This is a genomic window from Streptomyces sp. NBC_00247, assembly GCF_036188265.1.
Classification (GTDB): domain Bacteria; phylum Actinomycetota; class Actinomycetes; order Streptomycetales; family Streptomycetaceae; genus Streptomyces.
Genome location: NZ_CP108093.1, coordinates 5,833,173 through 5,858,423, shown reverse-complemented (window position 1 = coordinate 5,858,423; position 25,251 = coordinate 5,833,173). Strand labels below are relative to the sequence as shown.

Sequence of the window (25,251 nt, the reverse complement as noted above, 5' to 3'; positions counted from 1 at the left end):
AAGCGCTGCTTGGGAGTATTTGGGACCGCCCGCGCGCGGCGCAAGGGCGCCTTTCGGCCGCCCCGGGCCGCGCGGAACGGAGAGACGCCCCGGCCCCGGCAGCGTACGGGCTGCCGGGGCCGGGGCCGGGTGACGCGGGCTCAGCCGTCGAGCCGCTTCCGCTCCCCCGCGGGGACGGCGATCGGGAGGGTGTTGCCCGGCGGCGGGAAGGGGCAGATGAAGTGATCGGCGAAGGCGCACGGCGGCAGCAGGGCGTGGTTGAAGTCGACCGTCACCGAGCCGTCCGCGGCGGGGGCGGCGGGCCGCAGGAAGCGGAACCGGAAGCTGCTGTCACCGCTGGTCGCGTCGGCGAAGACGATCCACAGCGAGCCGTCCGGCTCTACCGCGGCCTGGAGGGCGTGCTCGGTTCCGTCCACGACGAACGTCGCCTCACCCGCGAGTGGGAGGCCGCGCTCGACGCCGTCGGCGTTCCTCACCCGGACGGTGCGGTCCTCGTACCGGCGGAAGGTGCCGGACAGGCTCCAGCGCTCGTCGTACGGCGTCGCCTCGACGGACCTGAACGCGTGCCGGTTCGGCGCCGCCGGATCGAAGTCCCGGACCGCCCAGAGACCCTCGCGGCGGAGCACGACGAAGCGCCGTCCGCCGAGGCCCACCCGGGCGTCGTCGACCGGCCCGAGGTCGGGGCCGAGGCGGACGTCGCCGGTGAGCGGCTTGCCGTCGACGGTCAGCCCGTCCTCGGCGCCGGCGGTCAGGACGAGGTCGTCACCGTCCGCGCGCCACTCTCCCGGGACGGCCGGAATTCGCCCTTCCGGGTAGTCGGCGAGCCAGTGGGTACCGGCCAGCGAGAGCGGCCCGTAGGGCGCCGCCACCGCCGCGACGCGCCCCTCGTGCCAGCTGCGCCATTCCTGCTGTGCGTGCGTGCTCATGCGCTCAACCTTTCCATACGGGTTCGGCCAGCCCGAGGTGTTCCCGCAGGGTGGAACCGGTGTACTCGGAGCGGAACGCTCCGCGCTCCTGGAGGAGGGGGACGACCCGGTCGACGAAGGCGTCCAGACCGCCGGGGGTGAGGTGCGGCACCAGGATGAAGCCGTCCGCCGCCTTCCCGTCGACGAAGGCGGTCAGTCCGGCGGCCACGGTCTGCGGGCTGCCGACGAAGGACTGCCGGGTGGTGGTCTCGATCACGGTCTCCCGGATGGAGAGCCCCTTCTCCTCCGACAGCGCCCGCCACTTCGCGGCCACGGCGAACGGGTCGGCGACCCGCACCCGGCCCTGCACGAACCCGGATTCCGGCTCCGGGTCCACCGAAGGGAACGGCCCGTCGGGATCGTACGAGGACAGGTCGCGGCCCCATACCTGTTCGAGGGCGAGGATCGCGTTCTGCGGGGAGACCTGGAGGCGGCGGATCTCGGCGGCGTCCTGCTGGGCCTCCGCGTCGGTGTCGGCGACCACGACCGTGACGCCGGGCATGATCTTCAGGTCGTCGGAGTCCCGGCCGTACTTCGCGAGGCGCCCCTTGACGTCGGCCCAGAAGGCGCGTCCGGCCTCCAGGGTGCCGTGCCGGGTGAAGACGACGTCGGCGGCACCGGCCGCGAACTCCCGGCCCTCGTCCGAGTCGCCGGCCTGAATGACGACCGGATGCCCTTGCGGGGAGCGCGGGACGGTGAACTCGCCGCAGACGTCGAAGTGCCGGCCGTGGTGCGCGAACGGGCGGGGCACCCCGTCCGGAGCCCAGGAATCCCACAACTCCCGTGCGGTGGAGACGAATTCGGCGGCCCTTGTGTAGCGGTCCGCACGGTCGAGAAAGCCGCCGCGGCGAAAGTTCTCACCGGTGAAGGCATCCGAGGAGGTGACCACGTTCCACGCCGCTCGACCACCGCTGAGGTGGTCGAGGGTGGCGAACCGGCGGGCCAGCTCGTACGGCTCGTTGAAGGTCGCGTTGACCGTGGCGGCGAGCCCGAGCCGGTCGGTGACGGCCGCGAGCGCGTTCAGCACGGTGAGGGACTCGGGCCGCCCGACCACGTCGAGGTCGTGGACGCGCCCGTCGTACTCGCGCAGCCGGAGCCCTTCCGCGAGGAAGAAGAAGTCGAACTTGCCCCGCTCGGCGGTCCTGGCCAGATGTTCGAAGGAGGTGAAGTCGATCTGGCTGCCGGACCGGGGGTCCGACCAGACCGTGGTGCTGTTGACGCCCGGGAAGTGGGCCGCCAGATGCATCTGCCGGTGCTCGGTCATCGCCGCTCCCCCGCCGTCCGGGCGAGCGCGTAGCGGCTGGCGGGGCGGGCGAGGCCGAGGTGCTCGCGGAGGGTGTGGCCGGGGTGGAAGGTACGGAAGAGGCTGCGGTGCTGGAGGAGGGCCACGGTGCCGTTGACGATCCTTTCGAGGTCGCGGGCCGGAGTGATGGGGGTGAGGTGGAAGCCGTCCGCCGCGCCCGCCCGGTACCACTGCGAGATGAGTTCGGCGAGGTCCACCGGCCCGCCCCGGAAGTAGGTCCCGTGACCGGCCAGCGGGGGACCGCTCTCCAGCCCCGGTTCGGGTGCGGTCTCCGCGTCGCCGAGGTCGACCGCGAGCGCGACCAGCACTCTGAGCTCGCGCGCGGAGCGGCCGTGCGCGGCGGCCAGCCGGTGGACGTCCGCGCGGGCGGCGGCCGCCTGTTCGGGCGTGGTGGCCCGGACGTGCACCACGTCCGCGTGGCGGGCCGCGACCGCCCGGGCGGGGGCGGTGGTGCCGTCGATCACCGTGACGGGCCGTCCCTGCGGGGGCCTCGGCACGATGGCGGGGCCGCGTACGGAGAAGGCCTCGCCCTCGAAGTCGATGTGGTGCACCTTGTCCCGGTCGATGAACCGGCCGGTGGCGGTGTCCCTGATCTCGGCGTCGTCCTCCCAGCTGTCCCAGAGCCGGGCTCCCGCGTCGGCCGCCTCCCCCGCCTCGCGCCACAGGGCCTCGGCGGGCGGGGCGGGTCGCCGGCCGAAGAGCCGGGCCACGGCCTCCGTCGACGAGACGTCGGCACTCCAGCCGGCCCGGCCCCGGCTCACCCAGTCCAGGGTGGCGACGGCGGACGAGACGTGGAAGGGCTCGGTGTGCGTGGTGTCGACGGTCGGGACGAGTCCGATCCGGTCGGTGGCGGGCGCGATCCGGGCGAGCACGGAGAGCGCGTCGGGTCCGGGCCGGGCGAAGGAGTCGCCGAGGGTCACGTAGTCGAGGGCGCCGCCCTCGGCGAGCCGCGCCAGACCGAGGTAATGGTCCGGCTCGTATCGGGGCGGGCCACCGATCTCGGCGGCCAGATGGAGGGGTCTGCCGGTGGTCATGCGAGCCTTCCGGGATCTGGTCGATGGGGGGTTGACTGGCGGTGGGTTCGAAGGGAGGTGTTCCGGCCGGTCGGGAACGGGCGGCCCGTGGCGGCGACGCCGCTCCTACAGGACCTTGGAGAGGAAGGCGCGGGTGCGCTCCTGGGCGGGCCGGTCGAGCACCTCGGCGGGCGGCCCCTGCTCGACGATGCGCCCCTCGTCCATGAAGACGACGGTGTCGGCCACTTCGCGGGCGAAGCCGATCTCGTGGGTGACCACGATCATGGTGGTGCCCTGCTCGGCCAGATCCTTGATCACGTCGAGGACCTCGCCGACGAGTTCGGGGTCGAGCGCCGAGGTCGGCTCGTCGAAGAGGAGCAGCTTCGGCTTCAGCGCGAGGGCACGGGCGATGGCGACGCGCTGTTGCTGCCCACCGGAGAGCTGCCGGGGGTATGCCGCAGCCTTGTCGGAGAGGCCCACCCGCTCCAGCAGTCGCTCGGCCGTGGCGATCGCCTCGTCCCGGGGGCGGCGCAGCGCGGAGACGGGCGCCTCGATGATGTTCTCGACCACGGTGAGGTGGGGGAAGAGGTGGAAGCTCTGGAAGACGAAGCCGATCCGGGTGCGTCGGCGCAGCACCTCGCGCTCGCGCAGTTCGTACAGCTTGTCGCCGTCCCTGCGGTAGCCGATGAGGTCGCCGTCCACGGTGATCCAGCCGCGGTCGGCCTTCTCCAGGTGGTTGATGGTGCGCAGCAGGGTGGATTTGCCGGAGCCGGAGGGGCCGAGGACGACGGTCACCTCGCCGGGCCGGACGGTGAGGTCGATGCCGCGCAGCACCTCGGCCGAGCCGAAGCTCTTGTGCAGGGCGCGGATCTCGACCATGGGTGGCGCTTCGGTGGTGGTGAGCGGCATGGCACTTCCTCGCAAGCGGTTCGGGGCGGCGGACGCGGTACGGGTGGGTACGGTCCGGCCGGTGGGGTGCGGGAGGGTCTCCGCCCGGGTCAGTTGGCGAATACGGGGCGCCCGGCGAGGGCGCGCAGGAAGGTGAGCGCGGTACGGGCGGTGGCGTCGTTCTGGCCGAACGCGGGGCCTCCGGTGCGCGGCCGGGTGAAGGCGCCCGACGCGCGTGCCGTGGTGAAGGGGCCGAGGGCGAAGCGCCGGGGGTGGGTGGTGCCGTCGCGGTCCTGTATCCCGCCGTCGAGCGGGGAGACCTGGAGGAGACCGTTCTCGGTGACGGCCGCCCCGTCCTCGTACAGTCCGCGCAGGAGCGGGCTGCTGGTGTGCCGCAGGGAGGGTGACGGGAGGCGTGCCTCGACGAGTGCCCGGGCCTCGGTGCGCGCGCCGGGGACGGTGGGACTGCCCGCCCGGAAGACGCCCTGCTCCTCGTCCGTCTCGACGGTCGTGTCGGCGCCGAGGAAGCGGACGACTCCGGCACGGGAGAGGGCGAGCAGCTGTTCGAGCCGGGGGCCGGGCGGGCCGGACGCGATGTAGCTGAAGAACCCCTGCCAGCTGTCGCCGGTGTCCCCGAGGGCGATCAGCTGGACGTAGACGGAGAGGAGTCCGAAGAACACGGCCAGATCCTGCGAGTACGCGTTGTCATGACGTCGCGTCAGGTCGGCCGCTATGTGGTCGCGCAGGGCTCGCTGGAGGGCTTCCGGATCGGAGAGGGTGACGCCGCTCAGGGGCCGGTCGAGCAGGTCCAGGTCGAGCCGGTCCGCCGGATCGGGTACGGACCGGGCCACCAGTGCGGCGAGTTCGGCGCTGTCCGGCTCGGCGGCTTCGTAGCTCTCCTGGAACTCCTCCCAGCCGACGGTGGTGCGCTCGGGGTGGGCGGTGAAGAGCCGGTGGTAGTGGGCGTGGGCGAGTTCGCGGGCGATGAGCGGCCAGACGTCACGCCGGAAGTCCAACGGGCCCGGAGCGGCGAGGAGTTCCTTGACACGTTCGGGTCCGAGGTGGTGCGGAAGGGGCGGGCGCTCCCCCTCCCAGCCGTAGCCGATCTTCGAGCGGTACGGGACTCCGCGCCGTGACCCGACGTACAGGACGGGTTCACGTCCGGACGGGTGGTAGACGCCGCCCTCGTGCCGGCCTCCCCGGCCCTCGGTGAGGAGCACCATCAGGTCCACGAAGGCCAGTCCGAAGCCCCGGACGAGGACGGGCTCGCCCGGACGGAGTGCGCCGAGGTCGGTGTCGGCGGTGAAGTCGGGTGGCAGGTGCACCAGTTGGTGGCGCAGCGCGAAGGCGGACAACTCCTTCTGCTCGTCGTCCGGTTCTGCATCCAGATGGCCGACCGTGAGGACGACGAGGTCGGCGAGCAGAGGTTCGGCGCGCCCCTCCAGCCAGACCCGCTGCCGGCCGTCGCGGGGGCCGGTGACGCGCAGGGCGCGGGTGCGGTGCTCGTGCACGGTGATCCCGGCGGGCAGGGCGGCGGCGGACTCCTCGTAGAACCAGCGCAGGTAGACGCTCTGGAGCCGGCGGGTGGGGAAGTCCTGGCCGGTCAGGGCGTGGATCTCGGCGAGGACGGCGGGTTCGGCGTCGACGGTGATGCGGCCCGCTCTGACCTCCTCGGCCCAGGCGTCCAGCGCGGGCCCCGGCCGGACCGGGCCCTCCTGGCGCACCGTCTCGTCGGTGAAGACGGTGACGTCCTGGGCCATGGAGTTCATCCAGAGCAGCGGGGACTGGTCGTGGCGCCAGACGCGCCCGCCCCCGGCGGGGTGGGGGTCCACGAGGTGGATGTCCAGCCGCGCGCCCTCGTACAGCTCGGCGGCGTTGGCCGCGATGCGCTCGATCAGACCGGTGCCGCGAGGTCCGGCGCCGATGACGACGAGGGTGGGTACGGGAGTCATCGGGCGTCCGCCGTTCCGCGTGCGTAGTAGCGCTCGACGTAGTGCTGGCCGATGCTGAGGAGGGAGGTGACGACGACGTACCAGATGGTGGCGACCAGCAGCAACGGGATGATCTGGTAGGTGCGGTGGTACACGAGCTGCACGGAGTAGAGCAGGTCCTGCACGGCGATGATGCTGACGATCGAGGTGCCCTTGAGCGCGCCGATCAGCATGTTCCCGGCCGGCGGCACGATGGACCGCATCGCCTGGGGCAGCACGATCCGGCGGAACCGGCGCCAGGGGCCCAGGCCCAGGGACTGCGCGGCTTCCAACTGCCCGCGTTCCACGGAGAGGATGCCGCCGCGCACCACTTCGGCGGCGTACGCGGCTTCGTGCAGGGTGAGTCCGACGACGGCGACGGTGACGGGGCCCAGCAGATTCACGGTGTTGACCCCGAGGATCTCGGGGTAGAGGGCGCCGATGTTGAACCAGAACAGCAGCTGGACCAGGATCGGGGTGGACCGGAAGAGCCAGACGTACCCCCAACTGGTCGCCCGCAGTACGCGGTTGCCGGAGAGGCGCATGACGGCGAGCAGGGTTCCCAGCGCGAAGCCGAGCACCATGACGACGGCTGTCAGCCAGAGGGTCAGACCGAGCCCCCGCAGCACCGAGTCGGTGGTGAAGTACTGCCCGACGACGTCCCATTGGAAGGCGTCGTTGCGGACCACGGAGACGAGGACGAGGCCGAGCAGGACGAGGACGACCGCGGCGGCCACCCACTGGCCCGTGCGGCGCACCGGGACGATGCGGGGGACGACGTCCGTGCCGGCGCGTTCGGACCGGGGCGGGTCCGCCGCGGATTTCGGGTCGGAGGAGAGGGACACGGAAGTGAGGGATTCTGTCTGCGCGGACATGCTGGGGCTCCGTGGATGCGGGATCGAACACGGGGCGCGGCTTCACAGCGAGCACGAGGCGGACCAGGCCCCTCAGCACTGGTCCTCCCCTGAGATAAGCGGCGTACGCGCTCCCCTGTCAAGCCTGTCCACACTGTGGGCCTCGGCCGGGCGGCAGTTGACGCACCACCGAATGCCTGTTCAACTGGGCGCATGTATTCGCAGCAGTGGCTGGTCACCCGCTCCCACATCGACTTCGGTCGTGTGTGGTCCTGTTCCTGTTGAGCTGACGCCCTGCTCCTCCTCGCACGCTCGCGCCTTCGCGCGTCTTCGAGCGTTCCTCCCCGCGTGACTTCACCCGCACGAGAGCACCCTCCCCTCCCCTCGTACCACTGACGACCTCCCGCTCCGCCCCGCGCTGCCCAAGGGCCGTGTCCGGCGGGGCCGGTCGGCATACCCCGGTACATCCACAACACCCTCTTTGGAGCAGCACGTCCGGCACGTCCGGCACGCCTCGGCGCGTCCGGCGCGTCCCGGCGCGCCCCGACGAATCTGGAGCAGCCGCACCATGCCCCGTACCCGGCACACCGTCGCCTTCGCCCTGATCACCGCCGCCACCCTCGCGCTCGCCGGGTGCGGGACGGGCGACCCCGCCACGGCGCAGGCGGCCGGCACCGCCGCCGCGGACACCCCGAAGAACGACGTGGTGTCCACTGTGAAGAAGGACGACGCGGCGGCGGCCCTGCTGCCCGCCGACGTCCGCTCGGCGGGAACGCTGAGAATCGCCAGCGCCGCGGGCGCACCGCCGGGAGCGTTCTACGAGGCGGACGGCAAGACCCTGTCCGGAGCGGACGTCGACTTCGCCGACGCGGTGGCCCGCAAGCTCGGCCTGAAGCTCCACCGCGAGGTGGCCTCCTTCGAGGCGATCCTGCCCGCGCTCGGCAGCGGCAAGTACGACCTGGGCACCGGCAACTTCGGCGTCACCGACGAACGGCGCGCGACGATCGACTTCGTCACGTACATCAATGACGGCCAGGGCTTCGCCGTACGCGAGGACAGCAAGCTGAAGGAGGTCACCGACCTCACCCAGCTGTGCGGGCTGAAGGTCGCCACGGGGGCGGGGACGACCTTCGAGGTGACGCTGGAGAAGAACAAGGGGCTGTGCTCCGCGGCGGGCGAGAAGCCCTACACCGTGCAGACCTTCGCCGATCCGACCTCGATCTGGATCGGCCTCCAGCAGGGCCGGATCGACGTGGTGATGTCGACCATCAACGGGCTGCGCTACGCGGTGACCCAGCAGAAGGACGTCCGCTTCCTCAACGAGTTCAAGCGGCTCGACGTCGGCTTCGCCTTCAAGAAGGGCACCCCGCTGGCCCCCGCCTTCCAGGCAGCGGTGAACAGCCTCAAGAAGGACGGCACCTACGACCGCATCCTGGAGAAGTGGGGCACCACCGAGTCGGCGATCGAGACCTCGCAGATCTCGCCGCCCGAGATCAAGTGAGACCGCGCGGCGCCGGCGGACAGGGGCAGCCCGCCGGCGGCGCCCGGCGGGCTCAGCAGTCGCAACCGCAGTCGCAGCAGCACCCGTCGCCGCAGTTGGAGCAGGAGTCGGAGCAGTTCGAGCAGCAGTCGCAGCAGTCGCAGCAGTCCCCGGGGTCGTTGCAGAGCCCCTCGCGCCGCTGCCGCGACCAGGGGCCGTCGTAGGTGCCGCAGCACATCTGGCAGGTGCAGGCGAGTCCGGCCCAGACCAGGCAGCCGGCGATGAGCCCGCGCCGGTCACGGGGAGGCGGCTCGGGCGGCGGTGCCGCCGGACCACCGGGGGCGTGCGGACCACCGGGGGCGTACGGGTTGCCGGGAGGCGGCCCGTACGCCCCCCGGTGCGCGCAGGAGTCGGTCGCGAAGGCCCGGTCCACCGCGCGGCGCAGTTCGTGCACCAGCAGCACGTGCACCAGCTTGCCGTCGCTGAACTCCGTGTCGGCGAGCGCCAGACGGACCCCCCGCACGGCGTCGTCGCAGAGCCGTCGGGCCTCGGCGAGCGGGGTCCCGGTGACGGTGAGCGGGTTCCACGCCCCGGCCTCGGCGTCGGCCCGCTGGTCCTCCACGGCGTCCAGCAGGTGCGCCAGCCGGCCGAAGAGCCGTCCCGCCTCGGCGAGCGGGGCCGCGTTGCCCGGCCGGCCGGCGAGGACCGCGGTGTGCGCGAAGGCGGCGGCGGTGGCCGTCTCGGTGGGTTCGGTGACGAAGAGCAGCCCGGTGCCCGTCACGGCCAGCGCCTCGATCCCGGCCTGCCGGTCCACCGCGTCCACCAGGACCGAGGTGTCGAAGCCGAGGGCCGCGCCGCTGCGGGCCCCGGCCCGGTCCCAGCCCGCGGCGACCCGGCGGGCGGCGGCGGCGACCGGACGGTGCGCCAGCAGCCCGTCCCGGTCCGCGACATGGTCGCGCACCTTGGCGGAGGCGAGCACCAGGGAGACCGCGGCGGCAAGCCTGGCACCCTCACCCCTGGCGACGGGAGCGGTCCGCATGGCGCGCAGTGGACAGGGACCGGCGGTGCGTCTTCCGCCCGCGACGCGGCCGGTCTGAGCCTCCGTCAGGACCGAGACGATCAGGCCGTCATAGTTCGTCACGATCCGGGCGAACTGCCCGTGATCGGAGCGGAGTGCGAGGCAGAGCCCGCAGAGATGGGCCATCCACTCGGCCTTGAGCCCTTCGCTCAGCCGGTGCGTACACGGCCTGACGATTCCGAACACGAACGTTCCCCCCGAGAACCTGAACGACCGGTCCGCGATTCGTCGCGCACCCACGCGTCGGTCATCGTACCGATCCGGTCGTTCACCCGTACGTCCTCTGCGTCACCCGTACGGACGGGAGCATCCTATTTTCTTCCTACAAGCCCCCTTATTCGGTCGGAACCCTGACGAACCGCCACATGTTCTGCATCAGTACCGTCACGAATCGCCTGCGCGCCGACTATCCACTTGGCGCGCTATCCGCATGATGGACGACCATAGGGATACGAAAGACATGCGGAACATCAGAGAACCGCGGTGAGAGGAGGCGTCCATGGGATCGGTACGCAAGGCGAGCGCTTGGCTGGGCCTCGTGGAGGACAATGACGAGCGCTACTACGACGACGAGTACTCCGAAGGCGCCGAGACGGGGACGCACGGCCAGGCATGGGTGACCGACCCCCGGGTGCAGGTCGCCTCCGAGGCCGCCGAGGAGCGGGAACGCCGCATCGCCACGGTGACCCCGGACAGCTTCCGGGACGCGCGCACCATCGGCGAGCTGTTCCGGGAAGGCGTCCCGGTGATCCTCAACCTCACGGCCATGGATCCCGCTGACGCCAAGCGCGTGGTGGACTTCGCCGCCGGGCTGATCTTCGGCCTGCGCGGTTCGATCGACCGGGTCGCCACCCGGGTCTTCCTGCTGACCCCTGCCCACACCCACGTGGTCAGCGGCGAGGCCTCCGGCCGCCGGACCGGCGGCTTCTTCAACCAGAGCTGAGCAGGGCGCTCGCCACGACGCTCCGGACGCCGGCCCGCAAAGGCGGTCGGCCCTACCGGAAGGCGTCCAGGCCGGTGAGCGCCTTGCCCAGCACCAGCTGGTGCATCTCGACGGTGCCCTCGTACGTGAGCACCGACTCCAGGTTCGTCGCATGCCGCATCACGGGGTACTCCAGCGAGATCCCGTTCGCACCGAGGACGGTGCGCGAGGTGCGGCAGATCTCGATCGCCTCCCGCACGTTGTTGAGCTTCCCGAAGCTGACCTGTTCCGGGCGGAGCGAGCCCGCGTCCATCCGGCGGCCCAGATGGTGGGCGAGCAGGATGCCCTTGTGGAGCTCCACCGCCATGTCCGCGAGCTTGGCCTGGGTGAGCTGGAAGCCTCCGATGGGCCGGCCGAACTGCTCCCGGGTCCGCGCGTAGTCGACGGCGGACTCGAAGCTCGACCGCGCGGCGCCCATGGCGCCCCAGACGATCCCGTACCGCGCGTGGTTCAGGCAGCCGAGCGGGCCGCGCAGCCCGCTCACGCCCGGCAGCACCGCGTCGGCCGGCAGACGCACCCCGTCCAGCACCAGCTCGCTGGTGACGGAGGCGCGCAGCGACCACTTGTGCCTGATCTCCGGCGCGGAGAACCCGGGGCTGTCCGTGGGGACGACGAATCCCCTCACGCCCCGTCCCGCGTCGCCCTCGTCGGTCTGCGCCCAGACGACGGCGACCCCGGCGACCGAGCCGTTGGTGATCCACATCTTGCGGCCGGTGAGGATCCAGTCGTCCCCGTCGCGCTTCGCGTGCGTGCGCATCCCGGCGGGGTCGGAGCCGTGGTCGGGCTCGGTCAGCCCGAAGCAGCCGATGACCTCGCCCGCCGCCATGGCGGGCAGCCACTGCCGCTTCTGCTCCTCGGAGCCGTAGCGATGGATCGCGTACATGGCGAGCGAGCCCTGTACGGAGACGAGTGAGCGGATTCCCGAGTCGGCGGCTTCCAGCTCCAGGCAGGCGAGGCCGTACTGGACGGCCGAGGCGCCCGCGCAGCCGTACCCCTTCAGGGACATCCCCAGCGCCCCGAGCGAACCCAGTTCGCGGGCGAGCTCACGGATGACGGGCAGTTCGCCCTTCTCGTACCACTCGGCGATGTGCGGCAGAACCCGGTCGGCCGCCCAGGCGCGGACGGACGCGCGGATCGCGAGGTCCTCGGGGCCGAGGAGGTCGTCGATGCCGATCGGGTCGCCCGGGTCGAAGGGGGGCGGCTTCGGACGGTCGTGCTCGGTGCTCCGCATCGTGCCTCCGGCAGGTCGCGCGGTGTCCGGGACCGGGACCGGGTACCGGAAACTAGCAGTGGTAGTCAGGCTCGCGGTCGACGCTACGGCTCAGCGGGGCGCGCGTCCAGAGCCGGAGACCTCGGCCGGCCGGCGTCGCGCCGCGGGTACCTCGCGGCCGGGCGGCAGGCCGGACCGCTCCTGGTGGGCCGCCGTGCGGGGGCCGGCGATCCGGGGCTCCACGCCGGTGCCGCACGGATCCGGCGCGCACTCCATGGACCGCGGCAGCCGCAGCGCGGCCAGCGCGCCGAGCAGCAGCAGTCCGGCGCTGACCAGCAGGGTGAGGTGCAGGCCGTGCACGAACGCGTGCCGCGCGGTGGACCGCACCAGTCCCCCGGCCGGGCCGCCGAGCCGGTCCGCCACCTGGTACGCCTCGCCGAGGCTGTGCGAGGCGGCGCTGCCCGCGGCGGCCGGTACGCCCTCCTTGTGCAGGGCGGAGAGGCCGGGGGCGTAGGCGGCGTTCATGACACTGCCCAGCAGGGCGATGCCGAGACCCGCGCCGAGCTGGTACGAGGTCTCCCCGATCGCCGCCGCACCGCCCGCGCGGTCCGCGGGGACGTCGTTCAGCATCGACTCGTAGGCGCCGAAGAGAGTGGTCTGCAGGCCGTAACCCAGCGTCACGAAGCCGGCGGTCAGCAGGGCCGGGCGGTCGTGGCCGCCCATCAGGGTCAGCAGCAGTACCGAGGCGGCCGTCAGCACGAAGCCGAGCCCGACCATCCTGCGGGGGCCGAGGCGGCGCAGCGTGTACGTGCCCGTGGCCCCGGCGGCCATCGCCGCGAAGGTCAGCGGGAGCAGCCGCAGACCGGTCCGGAGCGGGCTCAGGTCCAGGACGAGCTGGAGGTACTGGACGGCGACGAGTTCGAGGCCGACCAGGGCCAGCATGGCGAGGACGATGCAGCCGACCGCCGTGGAGAAGGCGGGGCGGGTGAACATGCCGATGTCGATCAGCGGATGCGTGCGCCGCCGCTGACGGCGGACGAACAGGACGAGGAAGAGCACGCCGGCCACCAGCGGGACGAGCGAGGCCGGATCGACGAGGCCCTCTCCCGCGCCCATCCGCTTGATGCCCAGTACGGCGCCGAGCACGCCGACGGCGGCCATCAGCGCGCCGAGCACGTCCCACGGGCCTTCGCCCGAGCCTCGCGACTCGGGCAGCAGCCGGCGCCCGGCCGGGAGTACCAGCGCCATCAGCGGAACGTTGATCAGGAAGACCGATCCCCACCAGTAGTGCTCGACGAGAAAGCCGCCGATGACCGGTCCGGTGGCCGCGCCGACGGCGGCGACCGCCGTCCAGACTCCGATGGCGACGGCACGCTCCCGGCGGTCGGGGAAGACCTGGCGCAGGATCGACAGGGTGGCCGGCATGATCATCGCGCCGCCGACCCCCAGCAGGGCCCGGGCCGCGACGAGTGTCCCGGGACTGCCCGCGAAAGCGGCGAGTACGGAGGCGGCGCCGAAGAGCGCGTATCCGCAGAGCAGCACCCGCCGTCTGCCGACCCGGTCACCGAGGGTGCCGAAGAGGATCAGCAGCGAGGCGCAGACCAGCGGGTAGGCGTCCACGATCCACAGCAGGGCGACCGGCCCGGGCCGCAGGTCCTCGGTGACGGCCGGAACGGCGACGTGCAGCACGGTCGAGTCCAGCGCGACGAGCAGCAGGCTGAGGCACAGGACCACGAGGACGACCCAGCGGCTCCTGCCGGAACCCCTCTCGGAGGCGGGACCCGCCGCGGAGGCGGGACCCGGACCGTGGGCGGAACCCTCCGCGGAGGGGGGTTCCGGGCGCGTACCGGAGCCGGAACTCGGGGTGGTGGCCGCGCGCGGGGCGCTTTCGGCCGCGTTCCTCCCGGGCATCTGCGTACCTCCCATGTGTCCCTCGCGCTCGGCGGACCGGAGCGGCATTGGTGCGCGGCGCCCCCGGGGCCCGGCATCGACGGGCGAGTGAGCCGTCAGCGTACGCGAGACCTCCGCCGTCACACGTGGCCCAACTCATACCCCCAGCAGCAGGTGTTGTGGCGTGCGCCACACCCGCACCCGCCCGGCGCCCGCTCCGCCGCGGCCGGCGCTTCCCCCGCGGAGGCGGGCCGGGACCCCTTCCTCCCGGGCGGTGGCGGGCGGAAAGAGAGCGGGCGAATGCGGGCCGCGCCTTATCCGGCGAATTGGACCGGCCGTCACGCGGCCTTGACGGAACTACCCGGAAGGAGGAGGAGACCCGATCCCGTTGTTTTTCCTCCGGGACCGTAAAACGGCACGTCCGGCGACATGGGTCACATCACATCGTCATCACAAACCCGTGGGATCGACCGGGTCACACACTCACTCGCTGTAACGTCGATTGGGTGCGTACCGACATCTTTGCCCGGCTGGACCGGGAGCCGGAACCGCCGAAGATAGAGATCCCGCGGATGAGTCGTCACCGTGTGGCCCTCTTCGGCGGGACGTTGGCGTTCTATCTCGTCATCGTCCACCTGGTCCTGATCTCGTCGTGGCTGGTGGCTCTGGACTGGAAGGTCATGCTCTTCCGGCCGTACCAGCAGTGGCCGTCGCTGCACGCCTTCCTCGACTACTACGTCGTGCTGGGACAGCGAGGACCGACCGCGGTGATGATCGCGAGCTGGCTCGGCTGGCGCTCCTGGCGGCAGCACACCCTGCGGCCGCTGCTCACGCTCGGCGCCGCCCTGCTGCTGCTCAACGCGTCGGTGGGAGGCGTCAAGCACGTCCTCGGGCGCCTCGGCCCGCACTACGCGACGCAGATCGGGTCGGCCGAACTCTTCGCCGGCGGCGATATATTCCCGTCCGGGCACACCGCCAACGCCGTCGTGACCTGGGGAATCCTCGCCTACCTGGCCACCACCCCGAGGGCCAGACGCTACCTGTCGGCCATCTCGGCGACGGTGTCGCTGGGCGTGGGGCTCACCACCGTGTACATCGGCACGCACTGGCTCAGCGACGTCCTGCTGGGCTGGGCGGCGGGGCTCCTGGTCCTGCTGGCCCTGCCCTGGACGGAGCCGCTCATCACCCGCACCGAGCAGCTGATCCTGGCCGGGCGCGAGCGCTGGCGGCAGCGTGGGAGCCGCGGGGCGGGCATCTCCGTCCCGGTCGCCACGGGCGGGCACCGGCCCGCACTGCCGTTCGCGGGCGCGGACGGTCCCGCCGCCGCACCCGGGGGGACGGAGGCCGTCCCGGGGCTGATGCCCGCCGGGGCCTCCGCCCGCACCCGCCCGGCCCCGCACGGGGCGCACCCGTTGCGTGCGGAGCGCTCCCCGGGAGCCCCGGCGGGTTCCCGGCGGCCGTCGCACCCGGGCGGGCCGCCCCGGGGCGCCACCACCCCGGCCCGCCCGATGTCGGGCGGCTGAGCGCGCCCCGCAGCACCGCGACGCACGGTTCAGGCCCTGGCTCCGGCCGGGGCCTGAACCGTGTCCGGGCCGCGGCGGGTACGGGTGACGGTCAGGGGAGGAGGGCCCGCGGGCGATCGGGCGACGGGGGCTCAGCCGATCCAGCACCGGGTCACGGTGTCGTTCTCGACCTGGAAGTTGATACGTCCCGTGCGGAACTCCATGGTCAGGAACGTGCCCGGCGGTACGGCCCGGACCGTGGTCCAGCCGTGCGCCGCGGCCCGCCGCTCGGCGGCTTCGGCACCCAGGCCGACGTACGGTCCGGGCTGGTCGTCGGGTTGGGCGGGCGGGGTCGGTAGGGATGCCATACCTTCCACCGTAGAGCGTGCGGGGCACCCCCGGGCAGGGTCCGACCGCGCCGGAATCCGTGCGGAACCCCCGCTCCCGGGCCCCCTGCGGGTGCGGCATCGGTCACACTTGTGTCACAAGATCCACATCCGCATTCCGGTCGAACAATTAACTCGAACAAGTCGTCCGACGAAGCGAAAAGGGAATGCGGGCGGCCGCCGCCACACCCGTCGACAGGACCGGGGAATTGTGCGCGGGTCCCGGAGGAAGGCCCGGCCCCGTACTTCTTCCGCATTTTCACGGACATGAGGAAGCCGCCCGGAATTCACTCGCCCTTATGTCGGACTTACCCGCCCACACCAATCCCTCACATCCTCCCGGCGCGTCCACTATGCGGAATGCCCCGCCCTGCGCAACGCCGAGGTCAGCAGATCGCGGGCGGCCAGGATGCGCCCGGTGAGCTCGGGCGGCTCCACGACCGCGAACTCGAACCCCGCCATCAGCACGTGGACAACCAGTGCGTCCAGGCTCGCCGCTCCCGCGGTGAGCAGACAGCTACCCGCGTCGACGGCCTCCAGTACGCCTGCGGACGGGCTGATCCTGGCGGCCGCCTCCTCCGCCGAGACCATCAGCCGGACCACCCCCCGGACCGGGTAGACGGCGGTCGAGACGCCCCGCGAGACGTAGGCGGCCAGGTCCTCCGCCGGAGGCGGGCGGGGCGTGAAGCGGGAACCGTGCGGAGGGGTCGGCGTGATCCGGTCGGCCCGGAAGGTGCGCCAGTCCTCCCGCTCCACGTCCCAGGCGACCAGGTACCAGCGGCGCTCCGCGCACACCAGCCGGTGCGGTTCCGCGTGCCTGCGGGACTCGGAACCCCCGTGGTCCCGATAGCTGAACCGGAGCCGTCGGCAGTCCCTGCAGGCGCCCGCGAGCTCGGTCAGCAGGCCGGGGTCGACGGCGCTCCCCTCCGGCCCGGGCCCACGCACCATGGGCACCGTGAAGGCGCTCAGCGCGCCGACCCGGCGGCTCAGCCGGTCCGGCAGCACCTGCTCGACCTTGGCGAGGGCGCGGACCGAGGTCTCGCCGATGCCCTCGACCCCGTTGCCCGCGGCCGTGCGCAGCCCGACCACCACCGCCACGGCCTCGTCGTCGTCCAGCAGCAGCGGGGGCAGCGCCGCCCCGGCACCGAGCTGGTAGCCGCCGCCCGTACCCGGGCTGGCGTGGACGGGGTAGCCGAGCTCGCGCAGTTTGTCGACGTCGCGCCGTACGGTCCGCGGGGTGACGCCGAGGCGTTCGGCCAGCTGGTGTCCGCTCCAGTCGCGGTGGGCCTGGAGGAGCGAGAGCAGGCGCAGCAGTCGTGCCGAGGTCTCCAACATGCCGGGGAGTCTGCCAGCACTCGCGGACACCTCCGGTCCGCGAGTGCCCCGGGGACGGAAGCGCGGAAGCAGAGTCCTCCCGGGAGCGGCCGGTGGACCGGTCCCGTCCGGACCTCCTGACGGACCGGACGGGCGGGCGCACCGTCGTCGATCGTACGGACGCTGCCCCCGATGCTGTACGCGCGACGGACCGGAAGGCCCCTGCCGGCACCCCGGTCACGCACGCGTGAATCGGGGGTGCCGGCACCCCGCGACGGGGGCCGACCGGGCACGGAGCCCGGAATCCCGGTCCCGCTCCTCGCCCGGCCGGCGGACCCGGCCGCCCGGCCCGGGCACCCTGCGAGCCCGGGTGCCGCCGTATCGGTGGGCCCGAGGGCGTGACCCGGGCGACGGATCGTCCGTTGTTCTTGCATGAGCCGGGACCCGCCCGGCCACGCACCGACTCCTAGGAGCGACCCGTGCCGCGCATGCTCGACGTCAGCGAGGACGTACGCGCCGAAATCGGCGACGCCGAAGCAGACCGGCTGCTCGTCGGCGACAACGCCCCGGGCAGCTACGACTGCACCTCCTGCCGCACCCCCGGCGACTCCGAGCAGGAACGCACCAGCACCGTGCTGTTCGTGGGCGACGAGACGGCCGTACTGGCCTTCGCGCACGCCTCGTGCATCCCGTCCCAGGTCGTGCGTGTCGCGGAGGACCAGCTCCAGGGCGCGGTGCGCAGTATCACCGGCAGCGAGCCGCAAGATCCGGAGGGTCCCATGCCCGAACAGGCCGTCCTCGGCGTCACCAGCGGACTCGTCCTCATCGAGGACGATCTCCGCCCGGCCCTGGTGGTCGAGCCGACCGGCCCGATCGCCCGGCCCGGCACCGACGGCAGCGGGGGCGACGAGTTCCTCCAGCTGCTCCGGGAGCAGGGCTTCCGCCAGTCCTACGACCTCGACCGGCTGCCCGGGCCGCTGCCCGGCTGGTCGGTGCTGCTGGCCGTGGGCCGGCTGCACGCGGTGCTGCAGCCGGGCTCCGGCGGCGGTACCCCCGTCGCCTGGTGGCAGGCGCACCAGCCGCTCCAGGTCACCGACGGGTGGCGGGCCGCGGTCAACCGGTCGCAGCAGGTGCTGGTCTTCGCCGCCCCGGCGGGCTCGATCGGCCAGCAGCCCCGGGAGGACCTGCTGAGGGACGCGCTGGACAAGGCGGCGGTCAACGGTCTGCTCGTCGCCGCCTCGATGCCGCTGGCCGGCACCTGATCGTGTCCACCCCTCCCCCGGACCCGGGCCGCGTGGCGATTTCTCCCTCGGGGCCGCATCCGACGGAGGCCGGGGTCGTTGGCCCTCATGTGCACTCATACGACCCGCCCCGCCAGCATCTGAGTCCGATCCCCGGCATGCGTCCCTCCAGGGACCTCCCGGGGGGCTCATCGCCCACCCCGATCTACGACGCGCTGTACTCCGAATATCTGCGGTCGTTCCGGGCGCTTCCGGGTGACCGCAGCGGCGAGGAGAGTCTGAGCTTCCTGAACTTCACGAGTCCGGGCAGACTCGTCGGACGCCCGGGAAGCCTCGGGCACGCCGCTGCCGCCGCGCAGCAGGGGCGTACGGCCGCCCAGAGCGGCGGCGGCATGGGCGCGGCCGGCGCCTGGCAGCGGGTGGGCCGGCACGCCGGGCGCCCGCAGCCCGCGGCCTTGCCCCCGGGCTCGCGGGAGCCCTGAGGAGCCGCCGCTCGGACCGCCGCCGCATCGCCGGGCCGGCCCGCTCGTGAACGTCCCGCGCGGTCCGAACATCCTGCGCGGTCCCCGTTACCCGGTCCCGGTACACGACGGAGCCCCGGACGCCTCCCTCCCCGACCAGGGGAGAGGCGGATTCTGGGGGTCCTCGCAACACCTGATGGCTTACGCGGCTGTCAGCAGATCACGCAGGCGCTCGGCTGGTGTTTTCCAGCCGAGCGTTTTGCGTGGTCGGCGGTTGAGTTTCTGGGCGACGTGTTCGAGGTCTTCGGGGCTGTGCACGGACAGGTCGGTGCCTTTGGGGAAGTACTGCCGCAGCAGGCCGTTGGTGTTCTCGTTCGATCCGCGCTGCCAGGGCGAGTGCGGGTCGCAGAAGTAGACCGGCACCCCGGTGGCCATGGTGAACGGCTTGTGCGCGGCCATCTCGCAGCCCTGGTCCCAGGTCAGCGAGCCGCGCAGGTGGGCGGGCAGGGTCTGGATCAAGGGCACCAGCACGTCGCGGACCTCCTCGGCGGTGTGCCCGCCGGGCAGGTGCCCGAGCAGGACGTAGCGGGTGGAGCGCTCGACCAGGGTCACGATCGCGCTCTCGCTGCGAGTGCCGACGATCAGGTCGCCTTCCCAGTGCCCGGGAATCGCCCGGTCTTCCACCTCCGGTGGCCGTTCGGAGATCATCACCATCTCGTCGACGAAGCGGCGGGTGCGCTGCTCAGGACTGCGATGCGGCTTGCGGCGGGTGCGTCCGGTGCGCAGGGCGAGTGCGACCTCGCGACGCAGTCCGCCACGGGCCTGGATGTAGATGGCCTGGTAGACCGTCTCCGGACTCACCCGCATGCTCTCGTCGTGGGGGAACTCCATGTCCAGAGCGTGACAGATCTGCTCGGGCGACCACTGTTCCTGCAGCTTGCCTGCGACGTACTCGCGCAGCGGTCCGTCCTGGGCAAGCTTGGAGTCCTTGGGGCGTGACCTGCTCCTCGCCCATGCCCGCTGGGCCCGGTGCGGCCGGTAGAGGCCATCGACCGACCGGCCGTCGATCTCGCGCTTGACCGTGGAGGCCGACCGGCCCAGTGCCCGTCCGATCGCGCGCAGCGAGTGGCCTTCACGGCGCATGTCGGCGATCAGCTCCCGCTCGGTCACCGTGAGGAACCTGGGGTGCAGCTCGGCCTCGACCGCTGCGAGGGAGGAGGACTCCGAAGCGGTAGCGCCGGTGGGGGTGGTCACACCGGTCTTGTAGTCGATGCGGCGCCCGTCGGGGTGCAGGCGCGAGTGGCCGATCTGCCGGATACCGCGGTCCCAGTCCTCGGCGGTGCGCTCATGGACGCCGGCCCGCGCGGCGGCCTCACGACGCCGGACTCCCGCCGCCCGCAGCCGCTCGTACTCCGCCCGACCCGGGTGCCCGGGCCTGTGAGGCTTTCCGCGACCACGGACTCCGGCCTGCCGCGCCCACCCGTACGCCGTGTTGCGGTTCACTCCGACCGCACGGGCCGCGGCAGTGATACTGCCGTCCGTCCTGACCAACGCCTCGAAGAACCTCGTCCTCAGCACCTCGAAATCCACGATCCCCGCAACTCCCTGAACTCCAGGGTGTTGCGGGGATCAATAGAACCCGCCCCGAGCGTCCGGGGCTCCGTCGTGTACCGGTGGTTCACGCACCGGTCCGTGCGCTACTTGTTGCGGCCGCGCTTCTCGCGGACCCGCACCGACATGTGGATCGGGGTGCCCTCGAAGCCGAACTCCTCGCGCAGACGGCGCTCCACGAAGCGGCGGTAGCCGTGCTCCAGGAAGCCGGAGGCGAAGAGGACGAACCGCGGCGGCTTGGTGCCCGCCTGGGTGCCGAAGAGGATGCGGGGCTGCTTTCCGCCCCGGACCGGGTGCGGGTGGGCGGCGACGATCTCACCGAGGAAGGCGTTCAGCCGGCCGGTGGGGATGCGGGTCTCCCAGCCCTCGATGGCCGTCTCGATCGCCGGTACCAGCTTCTCCATGTGCCGGCCGGTCATCGCGGAGACGTTGACACGGGGGGCCCAGGCGATCTGCGCGAGCTCCGTCTCGATCTCGCGCTCCAGGTAGTAGCGGCGCTCCTCGTCGAGGGTGTCCCACTTGTTGAACGCGACGACGATCGCGCGTCCGGCGTCCACGGCCATGGTGACGATGCGCTGGTCCTGGACGCTGATGGACTCGCTGGAGTCGATCAGGATGACGGCGACCTCGGCCTTTTCCAGCGCGGCGGCGGTACGCAGCGAGGCGTAGTAGTCCGCGCCTTCCTGGAGGTGGACGCGGCGGCGGATACCGGCCGTGTCGATGAACTTCCAGGTGATGCCGCCGAGGTTGATCAGCTCGTCGACCGGGTCGCGGGTGGTGCCCGCGAGCTCGTTGACGACGACGCGGTCCTCGCCGGCGACCTTGTTCAGCAGCGAGGACTTGCCGACGTTCGGGCGGCCGATGAGCGCGATGCGGCGCGGGCCGCCGAGCGGGGTGCCGCCGAAGCGCTGGGCCGGGGCGTCGGGCAGGGCTTCGAGGACGGCGTCCAGCATGTCGCCGGTGCCGCGGCCGTGCAGCGAGGAGACCGGGTGGGGCTCGCCGAGACCGAGGGACCAGAGGGAGGTGGCGTCGGCCTCGCCGCTCTGGCCGTCGACCTTGTTGGCGCAGAGCACGACGGGCTTGCCGGCCCGGCGCAGCAGCTTGACGACGGCCTCGTCGGTGTCGGTGGCGCCGACCGTGGAGTCGACCACGAAGACGACCGCGTCGGCGGTCTCGATGGCGTACTCCGCCTGGGCGGCGACGGAGGCGTCCAGCCCCAGCACGTCCTGCTCCCAGCCGCCGGTGTCGACGACCTTGAAGCGGCGTCCGGCCCACTCGGCTTCGTACGTGACGCGGTCACGGGTGACGCCGGGCTTGTCCTGGACGACTGCCTCGCGGCGGCCGATGATGCGGTTCACCAGCGTCGACTTGCCGACGTTGGGTCGTCCGACGACGGCGAGAACGGGCAGCGGGCCCGCTCCGGCCTCGTCGAGGGCACCCTCGATCTCCTCGGCGTCGAAGCCTTCCTGCGCGGCGAGCTCCATGAACTCCGCGTACTCGGCATCGCCAAGTGCTCCGTGCTCGTGGTCCGAGCCGTCGGAGTGAATCTGGTCGTTCATGAAGTCCGTTCCTCTGTACGTCATCATCGATGGGCCGCGGTGACGCGGCTCACTACTCAGGTCTTGACCGGACGCCCGGTGAGGCGCCTGGCGTCTTCCAGGTGCGCGGCCAGCTTCCGCTGGATGCGCGTGGTGGCCTCGTCCAGGGCCGTGCGGGTCCGGCGCCCGCTGCCGTCGCCCGCGTCGAACGCGTCGCCGAAGACCACGTCCACCCGGCTGCGCAGCGGAGGCAACGCGGATATCAACCGTCCCCGGGCCTCCGTGCTTCCCAGGACCGCCACGGGGACGATCGGCGCCGCGCCGCGCAGGGCGAAGTACGCGAGTCCGGCCCGCAGCGAGGCGAAGTCGCCCTCGCCCCGCGTGCCCTCGGGAAAGATCCCGAGTGCCCCGCCGTCCGCCAGGACACCGAGCGCCCGGGTGACGGCGGCGCGGTCGGCGGTCGTACGGTCCACCTTCAGCTGCCCGATTCCGCGCAGGAACGGGTCGAGGGGGCCGACGAACGCCTCTTTCTTGATCAAGAAGTGCACCGGCCGGGGCGCGGTACCCATCAGCATCGGTCCGTCGATGTAGTGCGAGTGGTTCACCGCGAGTATGACGGGTCCGGCGGCCGGAACCCGCCAGGCACCCAGAACCCGGGGCTTCCACAGCCCGTACATCAGCCCGATGCCGATGCCGCGCCCGACGGCCGCTCCGCGCGGCGAGGGCGCGGAAGTGGCATCCGTCACTTCGCGGCCCGCTTCTCCTCGACGAGGGTGACGACGCACTCGATGACCTGCTCCAGCGTCAGTTCGGTGGTGTCGACCTCGACGGCGTCGTCGGCCTTGGCGAGCGGGGAGGTCTTACGGCCGGAGTCGGCCGCGTCCCGCTTGATCAGGGCTTCCTTGGTGGCGGCGACGTCCGCGCCCTTCAGCTCACCGCTGCGGCGGGCCGCGCGGGCCTCCGCCGAAGCGGTGAGGAAGATTTTGAGGTCGGCGTCGGGCAGCACGGTGGTGCCGATGTCCCGGCCTTCCACGACGATGCCCGCTCCCGCGCCCGCGGCGATGGAGCGCTGGAGCTCCGTGATCAGGGCGCGCACCTCGGGGACCGCGCTGACGGCGCTGACGCCGGCGGTGACCTCCTGGGTACGGATCGGCCCGGAGGCGTCCTCGCCGTCGACGGTGATCGTCGGGGCGGACGGGTCGGTGCCGGAGACGATCACGGGCTTGGCGGCGGCGTTCGCGACGGCCGACGCGTCGGCGATGTCGACGTCGTTGGTCAGCATCCACCAGGTGATGGCCCGGTACTGGGCGCCGGTGTCCAGGTAGCTCAGGCCGAGCTCGGCGGCGACGGCCTTGGAGGTGCTCGACTTGCCGGTGCCGGAGGGGCCGTCGATGGCGACGATCACTGCGGAGCTTGCGGTTTCCACGGCGGTGGGCACCTTCCTGGTACACGGGGCGGGACGGGCGGGCCGCAGGACGGCCTCGGACAAGGTTACCGAGTGCCGGGGACACACCTGTACCCCGTTCGGACGCACCCGGTACGGGGCGGGGTGCCGGGACCCCGTACCGGGCGGTGCTCTCAGGGCCTGAGCGACCAGCCTCGCTCGGTGAGGGCGGAGCCGAGCGCCGCGGCGGCGCTGGGCTCGACCATGAGCTGGACCAGGCCCGCCTGCTGGCCGGTGGCGTGCTCGATCCGGACGTCCTCGATGTTCACCCCGGCCCGTCCGGCGTCCGCGAAGATCCGGGCCAGTTCGCCGGGGCGGTCGCTGATCAGGACGGCGACGATCTCGTACGAGGCGGGGCCCGCGCCGTGCTTGCCGGGGACCCGGACCCGGCCGGCGTTGCCGCGTCGGAGTACGTCCTCGATGCCCTCCGTGCCCGTACGGCGCTTCTCCTCGTCGGCGGACTGGAGGCTCCGCAGGGCCCGCACCGTCTCGTCGAGGTCGGTGGCGATGCCGGCGAGCACGTCGGCGACGGGTCCGGGGTTGGCGGAGAGGATCTCCACCCACATCCGGGGGTCGGAGGCGGCGATCCGGGTGACGTCGCGGATGCCCTGCCCGCACAGGCGTACCGCGGTCTCGTCGGCCTCCTCCAGCCGGGCGGCGACCATCGAGGAGATCAGCTGCGGGGTGTGCGAGACCAGGGCGACGGCCCGGTCGTGCGCGTCGGCGTCCATCACCACGGGGACGGCCTTGCAGACCGCGACCAGCTCCAGGGCGAGGTTGAGCACCTCCGTGTCGGTGTCCCGGGTCGGGGTGAGGACCCAGGGGCGGCCCTCGAAGAGGTCCCCGGTGGCGGCGAGGGGCCCGGAGCGCTCCTTGCCGGCCATCGGGTGGGTACCGATGTACGGGGTCAGGTCGATCCCCAGCGCCTCCAGCTCCCGGCGGGGGCCGCCCTTGACGCTCGCCACGTCGAGGTAGCCCCGGGCGACGCCGTCGCGCATGGCGCCGGCCAGCACCGACGCGGTGTGCGCGGGCGGTACGGCGACGACGGCGAGGTCCACCGGACCCTCGGGCGGCGCCTCGGTACCGGCCCCGAGCGCCGCGGCGGTGCGGGCGGACTCGGGGTCGTGGTCGGCGAGGTGGACGTGGATGCCACGGCCGGCCAGGGCGAGGGCGGCGGAGGTGCCGACCAGTCCGGTACCGATGACGAGCGCGGTTCTCACTGGGCGATGTCCTTGCGGAGGGCGGCGGTGGCGCCGGGGCAGACGTGCTGGCATCCGCTCCCGGGGAAGGCCGGTCTCGATTGGGGGCGAGCATCCGGACCACCCGGGACATGGCCCCCTCGACGTCGAGTCCCCGGGCGCGGATCAGCGGGACATCGACGATACCGAGCCCGCGGCAGCCGCGGGGAAGCCGTTGCGGGGTTCCACAGTAGAGGGAGCGTCCGGCGGGTGGGACCGGTGTCCCTCACCGTGGGACGCGGCGGGCGGGTGCGGGCCGTGGCCGCCCCGGTCGTCCCGGTCCGCCACCCGGGTGGCGGCATCCACCGCCCGGTTGCTTCGCCCGGGGCGCGTACGCCGCCACGATGCGTGGTGCCGGGACGGCTTCGTACCCGGCCGGGTACGGACACGGGTGGCGCGCCGGGCTGATTCCGGTGGTGGCCGTCCGGGCGAGGGAGCAGACCATGGACGCACGGCGCAGGGCGGTCCTGGCGGCCGGGGCCGGAGGCGCGGCGGCGCTGGTGGCGGGGTGCGGGTCGTCCGGCGGCGGGGGCGGGGACACGGAGAGCTCTCCGGCCGCATCGACCTCGTCGACGGCTTCGGCGCCCGACGCCGGTACGGAACTGGCCAGGACCTCGGACATCCCGGTGGGCGGCGGGGAGATCTTCAAGGAACAGAAGATCGTGGTGACGCAGCCGAAGGAGGGCGAGTTCAAGGCGTTCTCGGCCGTGTGCACCCATGCGAGCTGCCTGGTGTCGTCCGTCAGCGACGGAACGATCAACTGTCCCTGCCACGGCAGCAGGTACAGCATCACCGACGCGGCCGTGGAGGCCGGGCCGGCCCCCCGCCCGCTGCCGGCCGAGAAGATCACGGTCAGCGGCGGCACCGTCCGGACCGCGTGAGC

Annotated in this window: 22 protein-coding genes; 6 read left to right on the top strand and 16 right to left on the bottom strand. The window is 72.6% G+C overall.

Annotated elements, in window-relative coordinates:
• Positions 1–140: 140 nt before the first annotated feature.
• From OHT52_RS25495 to OHT52_RS25470, 6 genes are all read right to left on the bottom strand, one after another.
• On the bottom strand, positions 141–926 hold the full coding sequence (locus OHT52_RS25495) for a DUF1684 domain-containing protein (RefSeq protein ID WP_328722516.1): 786 nt from the start codon (positions 924–926) through the stop codon (positions 141–143).
• A gap of 4 nt (positions 927–930) precedes the next feature.
• Complete coding sequence (locus tag OHT52_RS25490; protein ID WP_328723898.1) at positions 931–2,211, bottom strand: NtaA/DmoA family FMN-dependent monooxygenase; 1,281 nt, start codon at positions 2,209–2,211, stop codon at positions 931–933.
• A gap of 14 nt (positions 2,212–2,225) precedes the next feature.
• Positions 2,226–3,302 carry an LLM class flavin-dependent oxidoreductase gene (locus OHT52_RS25485; protein ID WP_328722515.1) on the bottom strand — a complete coding sequence of 359 codons (1,077 nt, stop codon included), beginning with the start codon at positions 3,300–3,302 and terminating at the stop codon, positions 2,226–2,228.
• A gap of 105 nt (positions 3,303–3,407) precedes the next feature.
• The gene (locus OHT52_RS25480) at positions 3,408–4,160 is read right to left on the bottom strand and encodes an amino acid ABC transporter ATP-binding protein (RefSeq protein ID WP_328723897.1); all 753 of its coding nucleotides are present in this window, start codon (positions 4,158–4,160) and stop codon (positions 3,408–3,410) included.
• 119 nt (positions 4,161–4,279) lie between these two features.
• Positions 4,280–6,121, bottom strand: a complete 1,842-nt coding sequence (locus tag OHT52_RS25475; RefSeq protein ID WP_328722514.1) for an FAD/NAD(P)-binding protein — start codon at positions 6,119–6,121, stop codon at positions 4,280–4,282.
• Positions 6,118–7,014 (bottom strand): amino acid ABC transporter permease, encoded by an 897-nt coding sequence (locus tag OHT52_RS25470; protein ID WP_328722513.1) that lies wholly within the window; start codon positions 7,012–7,014, stop codon positions 6,118–6,120. The genes OHT52_RS25475 and OHT52_RS25470 overlap by 4 nt, the downstream gene beginning before the upstream one ends.
• A gap of 547 nt (positions 7,015–7,561) precedes the next feature.
• On the opposite strand from OHT52_RS25470, the gene OHT52_RS25465 reads away from it, so the two are divergent.
• Positions 7,562–8,494, top strand: a complete 933-nt coding sequence (locus OHT52_RS25465) for an ABC transporter substrate-binding protein (RefSeq protein WP_328722512.1) — start codon at positions 7,562–7,564, stop codon at positions 8,492–8,494.
• A gap of 52 nt (positions 8,495–8,546) precedes the next feature.
• Here the strand turns inward: OHT52_RS25465 and OHT52_RS25460 are convergent, their stop codons facing one another.
• Complete coding sequence (locus OHT52_RS25460; RefSeq protein ID WP_328722511.1) at positions 8,547–9,737, bottom strand: DUF5685 family protein; 1,191 nt, start codon at positions 9,735–9,737, stop codon at positions 8,547–8,549.
• 313 nt (positions 9,738–10,050) lie between these two features.
• Here OHT52_RS25460 and OHT52_RS25455 point away from each other — a divergent pair, with 313 nt between their 5' ends.
• Complete coding sequence (locus OHT52_RS25455; RefSeq protein ID WP_266702820.1) at positions 10,051–10,494, top strand: cell division protein SepF; 444 nt, start codon at positions 10,051–10,053, stop codon at positions 10,492–10,494.
• Between the two features lie 52 nt (positions 10,495–10,546).
• On the opposite strand, the gene OHT52_RS25450 is transcribed toward OHT52_RS25455, so the two are convergent.
• Together OHT52_RS25450 and OHT52_RS25445 are read right to left on the bottom strand one after the other, a co-directional pair.
• Positions 10,547–11,764 (bottom strand): acyl-CoA dehydrogenase family protein, encoded by a 1,218-nt coding sequence (locus OHT52_RS25450; RefSeq protein ID WP_328722510.1) that lies wholly within the window; start codon positions 11,762–11,764, stop codon positions 10,547–10,549.
• 90 nt (positions 11,765–11,854) lie between these two features.
• On the bottom strand, positions 11,855–13,654 hold the full coding sequence (locus tag OHT52_RS25445; protein WP_328722509.1) for an MFS transporter: 1,800 nt from the start codon (positions 13,652–13,654) through the stop codon (positions 11,855–11,857).
• Between the two features lie 485 nt (positions 13,655–14,139).
• Between OHT52_RS25445 and OHT52_RS25440 the strand changes: the two genes are divergently transcribed.
• A complete protein-coding gene (locus tag OHT52_RS25440) occupies positions 14,140–15,156 on the top strand; it encodes a phosphatase PAP2 family protein (protein ID WP_328722508.1) in 1,017 nt (338 codons plus the stop codon).
• 131 nt (positions 15,157–15,287) lie between these two features.
• Here the strand turns inward: OHT52_RS25440 and OHT52_RS25435 are convergent, their stop codons facing one another.
• Together OHT52_RS25435 and OHT52_RS25430 are read right to left on the bottom strand one after the other, a co-directional pair.
• Positions 15,288–15,503 (bottom strand): I78 family peptidase inhibitor, encoded by a 216-nt coding sequence (locus tag OHT52_RS25435; protein ID WP_328722507.1) that lies wholly within the window; start codon positions 15,501–15,503, stop codon positions 15,288–15,290.
• 369 nt (positions 15,504–15,872) lie between these two features.
• Positions 15,873–16,856, bottom strand: coding sequence for a helix-turn-helix transcriptional regulator (locus OHT52_RS25430; protein WP_328722506.1), 984 nt, complete (start codon positions 16,854–16,856; stop codon positions 15,873–15,875).
• A 458-nt stretch (positions 16,857–17,314) separates the two neighbouring features.
• On the opposite strand from OHT52_RS25430, the gene OHT52_RS25425 reads away from it, so the two are divergent.
• Both OHT52_RS25425 and OHT52_RS25420 read left to right on the top strand, forming a co-directional pair.
• Positions 17,315–18,097, top strand: a complete 783-nt coding sequence (locus OHT52_RS25425) for a hypothetical protein (RefSeq protein WP_328722505.1) — start codon at positions 17,315–17,317, stop codon at positions 18,095–18,097.
• 137 nt (positions 18,098–18,234) lie between these two features.
• A complete protein-coding gene (locus OHT52_RS25420) occupies positions 18,235–18,558 on the top strand; it encodes a hypothetical protein (protein WP_328722504.1) in 324 nt (107 codons plus the stop codon).
• 180 nt (positions 18,559–18,738) lie between these two features.
• On the opposite strand, the gene OHT52_RS25415 is transcribed toward OHT52_RS25420, so the two are convergent.
• The 5 genes from OHT52_RS25415 to OHT52_RS25395 form a co-directional block, all read right to left on the bottom strand.
• Positions 18,739–19,938 (bottom strand): IS30 family transposase, encoded by a 1,200-nt coding sequence (locus tag OHT52_RS25415; protein WP_328723896.1) that lies wholly within the window; start codon positions 19,936–19,938, stop codon positions 18,739–18,741.
• A 296-nt stretch (positions 19,939–20,234) separates the two neighbouring features.
• The gene (gene der / locus OHT52_RS25410) at positions 20,235–21,707 is read right to left on the bottom strand and encodes a ribosome biogenesis GTPase Der (RefSeq protein WP_328722503.1); all 1,473 of its coding nucleotides are present in this window, start codon (positions 21,705–21,707) and stop codon (positions 20,235–20,237) included.
• 56 nt (positions 21,708–21,763) lie between these two features.
• Positions 21,764–22,432 carry a lysophospholipid acyltransferase family protein gene (locus tag OHT52_RS25405; protein WP_328722502.1) on the bottom strand — a complete coding sequence of 223 codons (669 nt, stop codon included), beginning with the start codon at positions 22,430–22,432 and terminating at the stop codon, positions 21,764–21,766.
• Positions 22,429–23,124 carry a (d)CMP kinase gene (gene cmk / locus OHT52_RS25400; RefSeq protein WP_328722501.1) on the bottom strand — a complete coding sequence of 232 codons (696 nt, stop codon included), beginning with the start codon at positions 23,122–23,124 and terminating at the stop codon, positions 22,429–22,431. The genes OHT52_RS25405 and cmk overlap by 4 nt, the downstream gene beginning before the upstream one ends.
• A 140-nt stretch (positions 23,125–23,264) precedes the next feature.
• Positions 23,265–24,350, bottom strand: a complete 1,086-nt coding sequence (locus OHT52_RS25395) for a prephenate dehydrogenase (RefSeq protein WP_328722500.1) — start codon at positions 24,348–24,350, stop codon at positions 23,265–23,267.
• A 461-nt stretch (positions 24,351–24,811) separates the two neighbouring features.
• On the opposite strand from OHT52_RS25395, the gene OHT52_RS25390 reads away from it, so the two are divergent.
• Positions 24,812–25,249 (top strand): Rieske (2Fe-2S) protein, encoded by a 438-nt coding sequence (locus OHT52_RS25390; RefSeq protein WP_328722499.1) that lies wholly within the window; start codon positions 24,812–24,814, stop codon positions 25,247–25,249.
• Positions 25,250–25,251 lie beyond the last annotated feature (2 nt).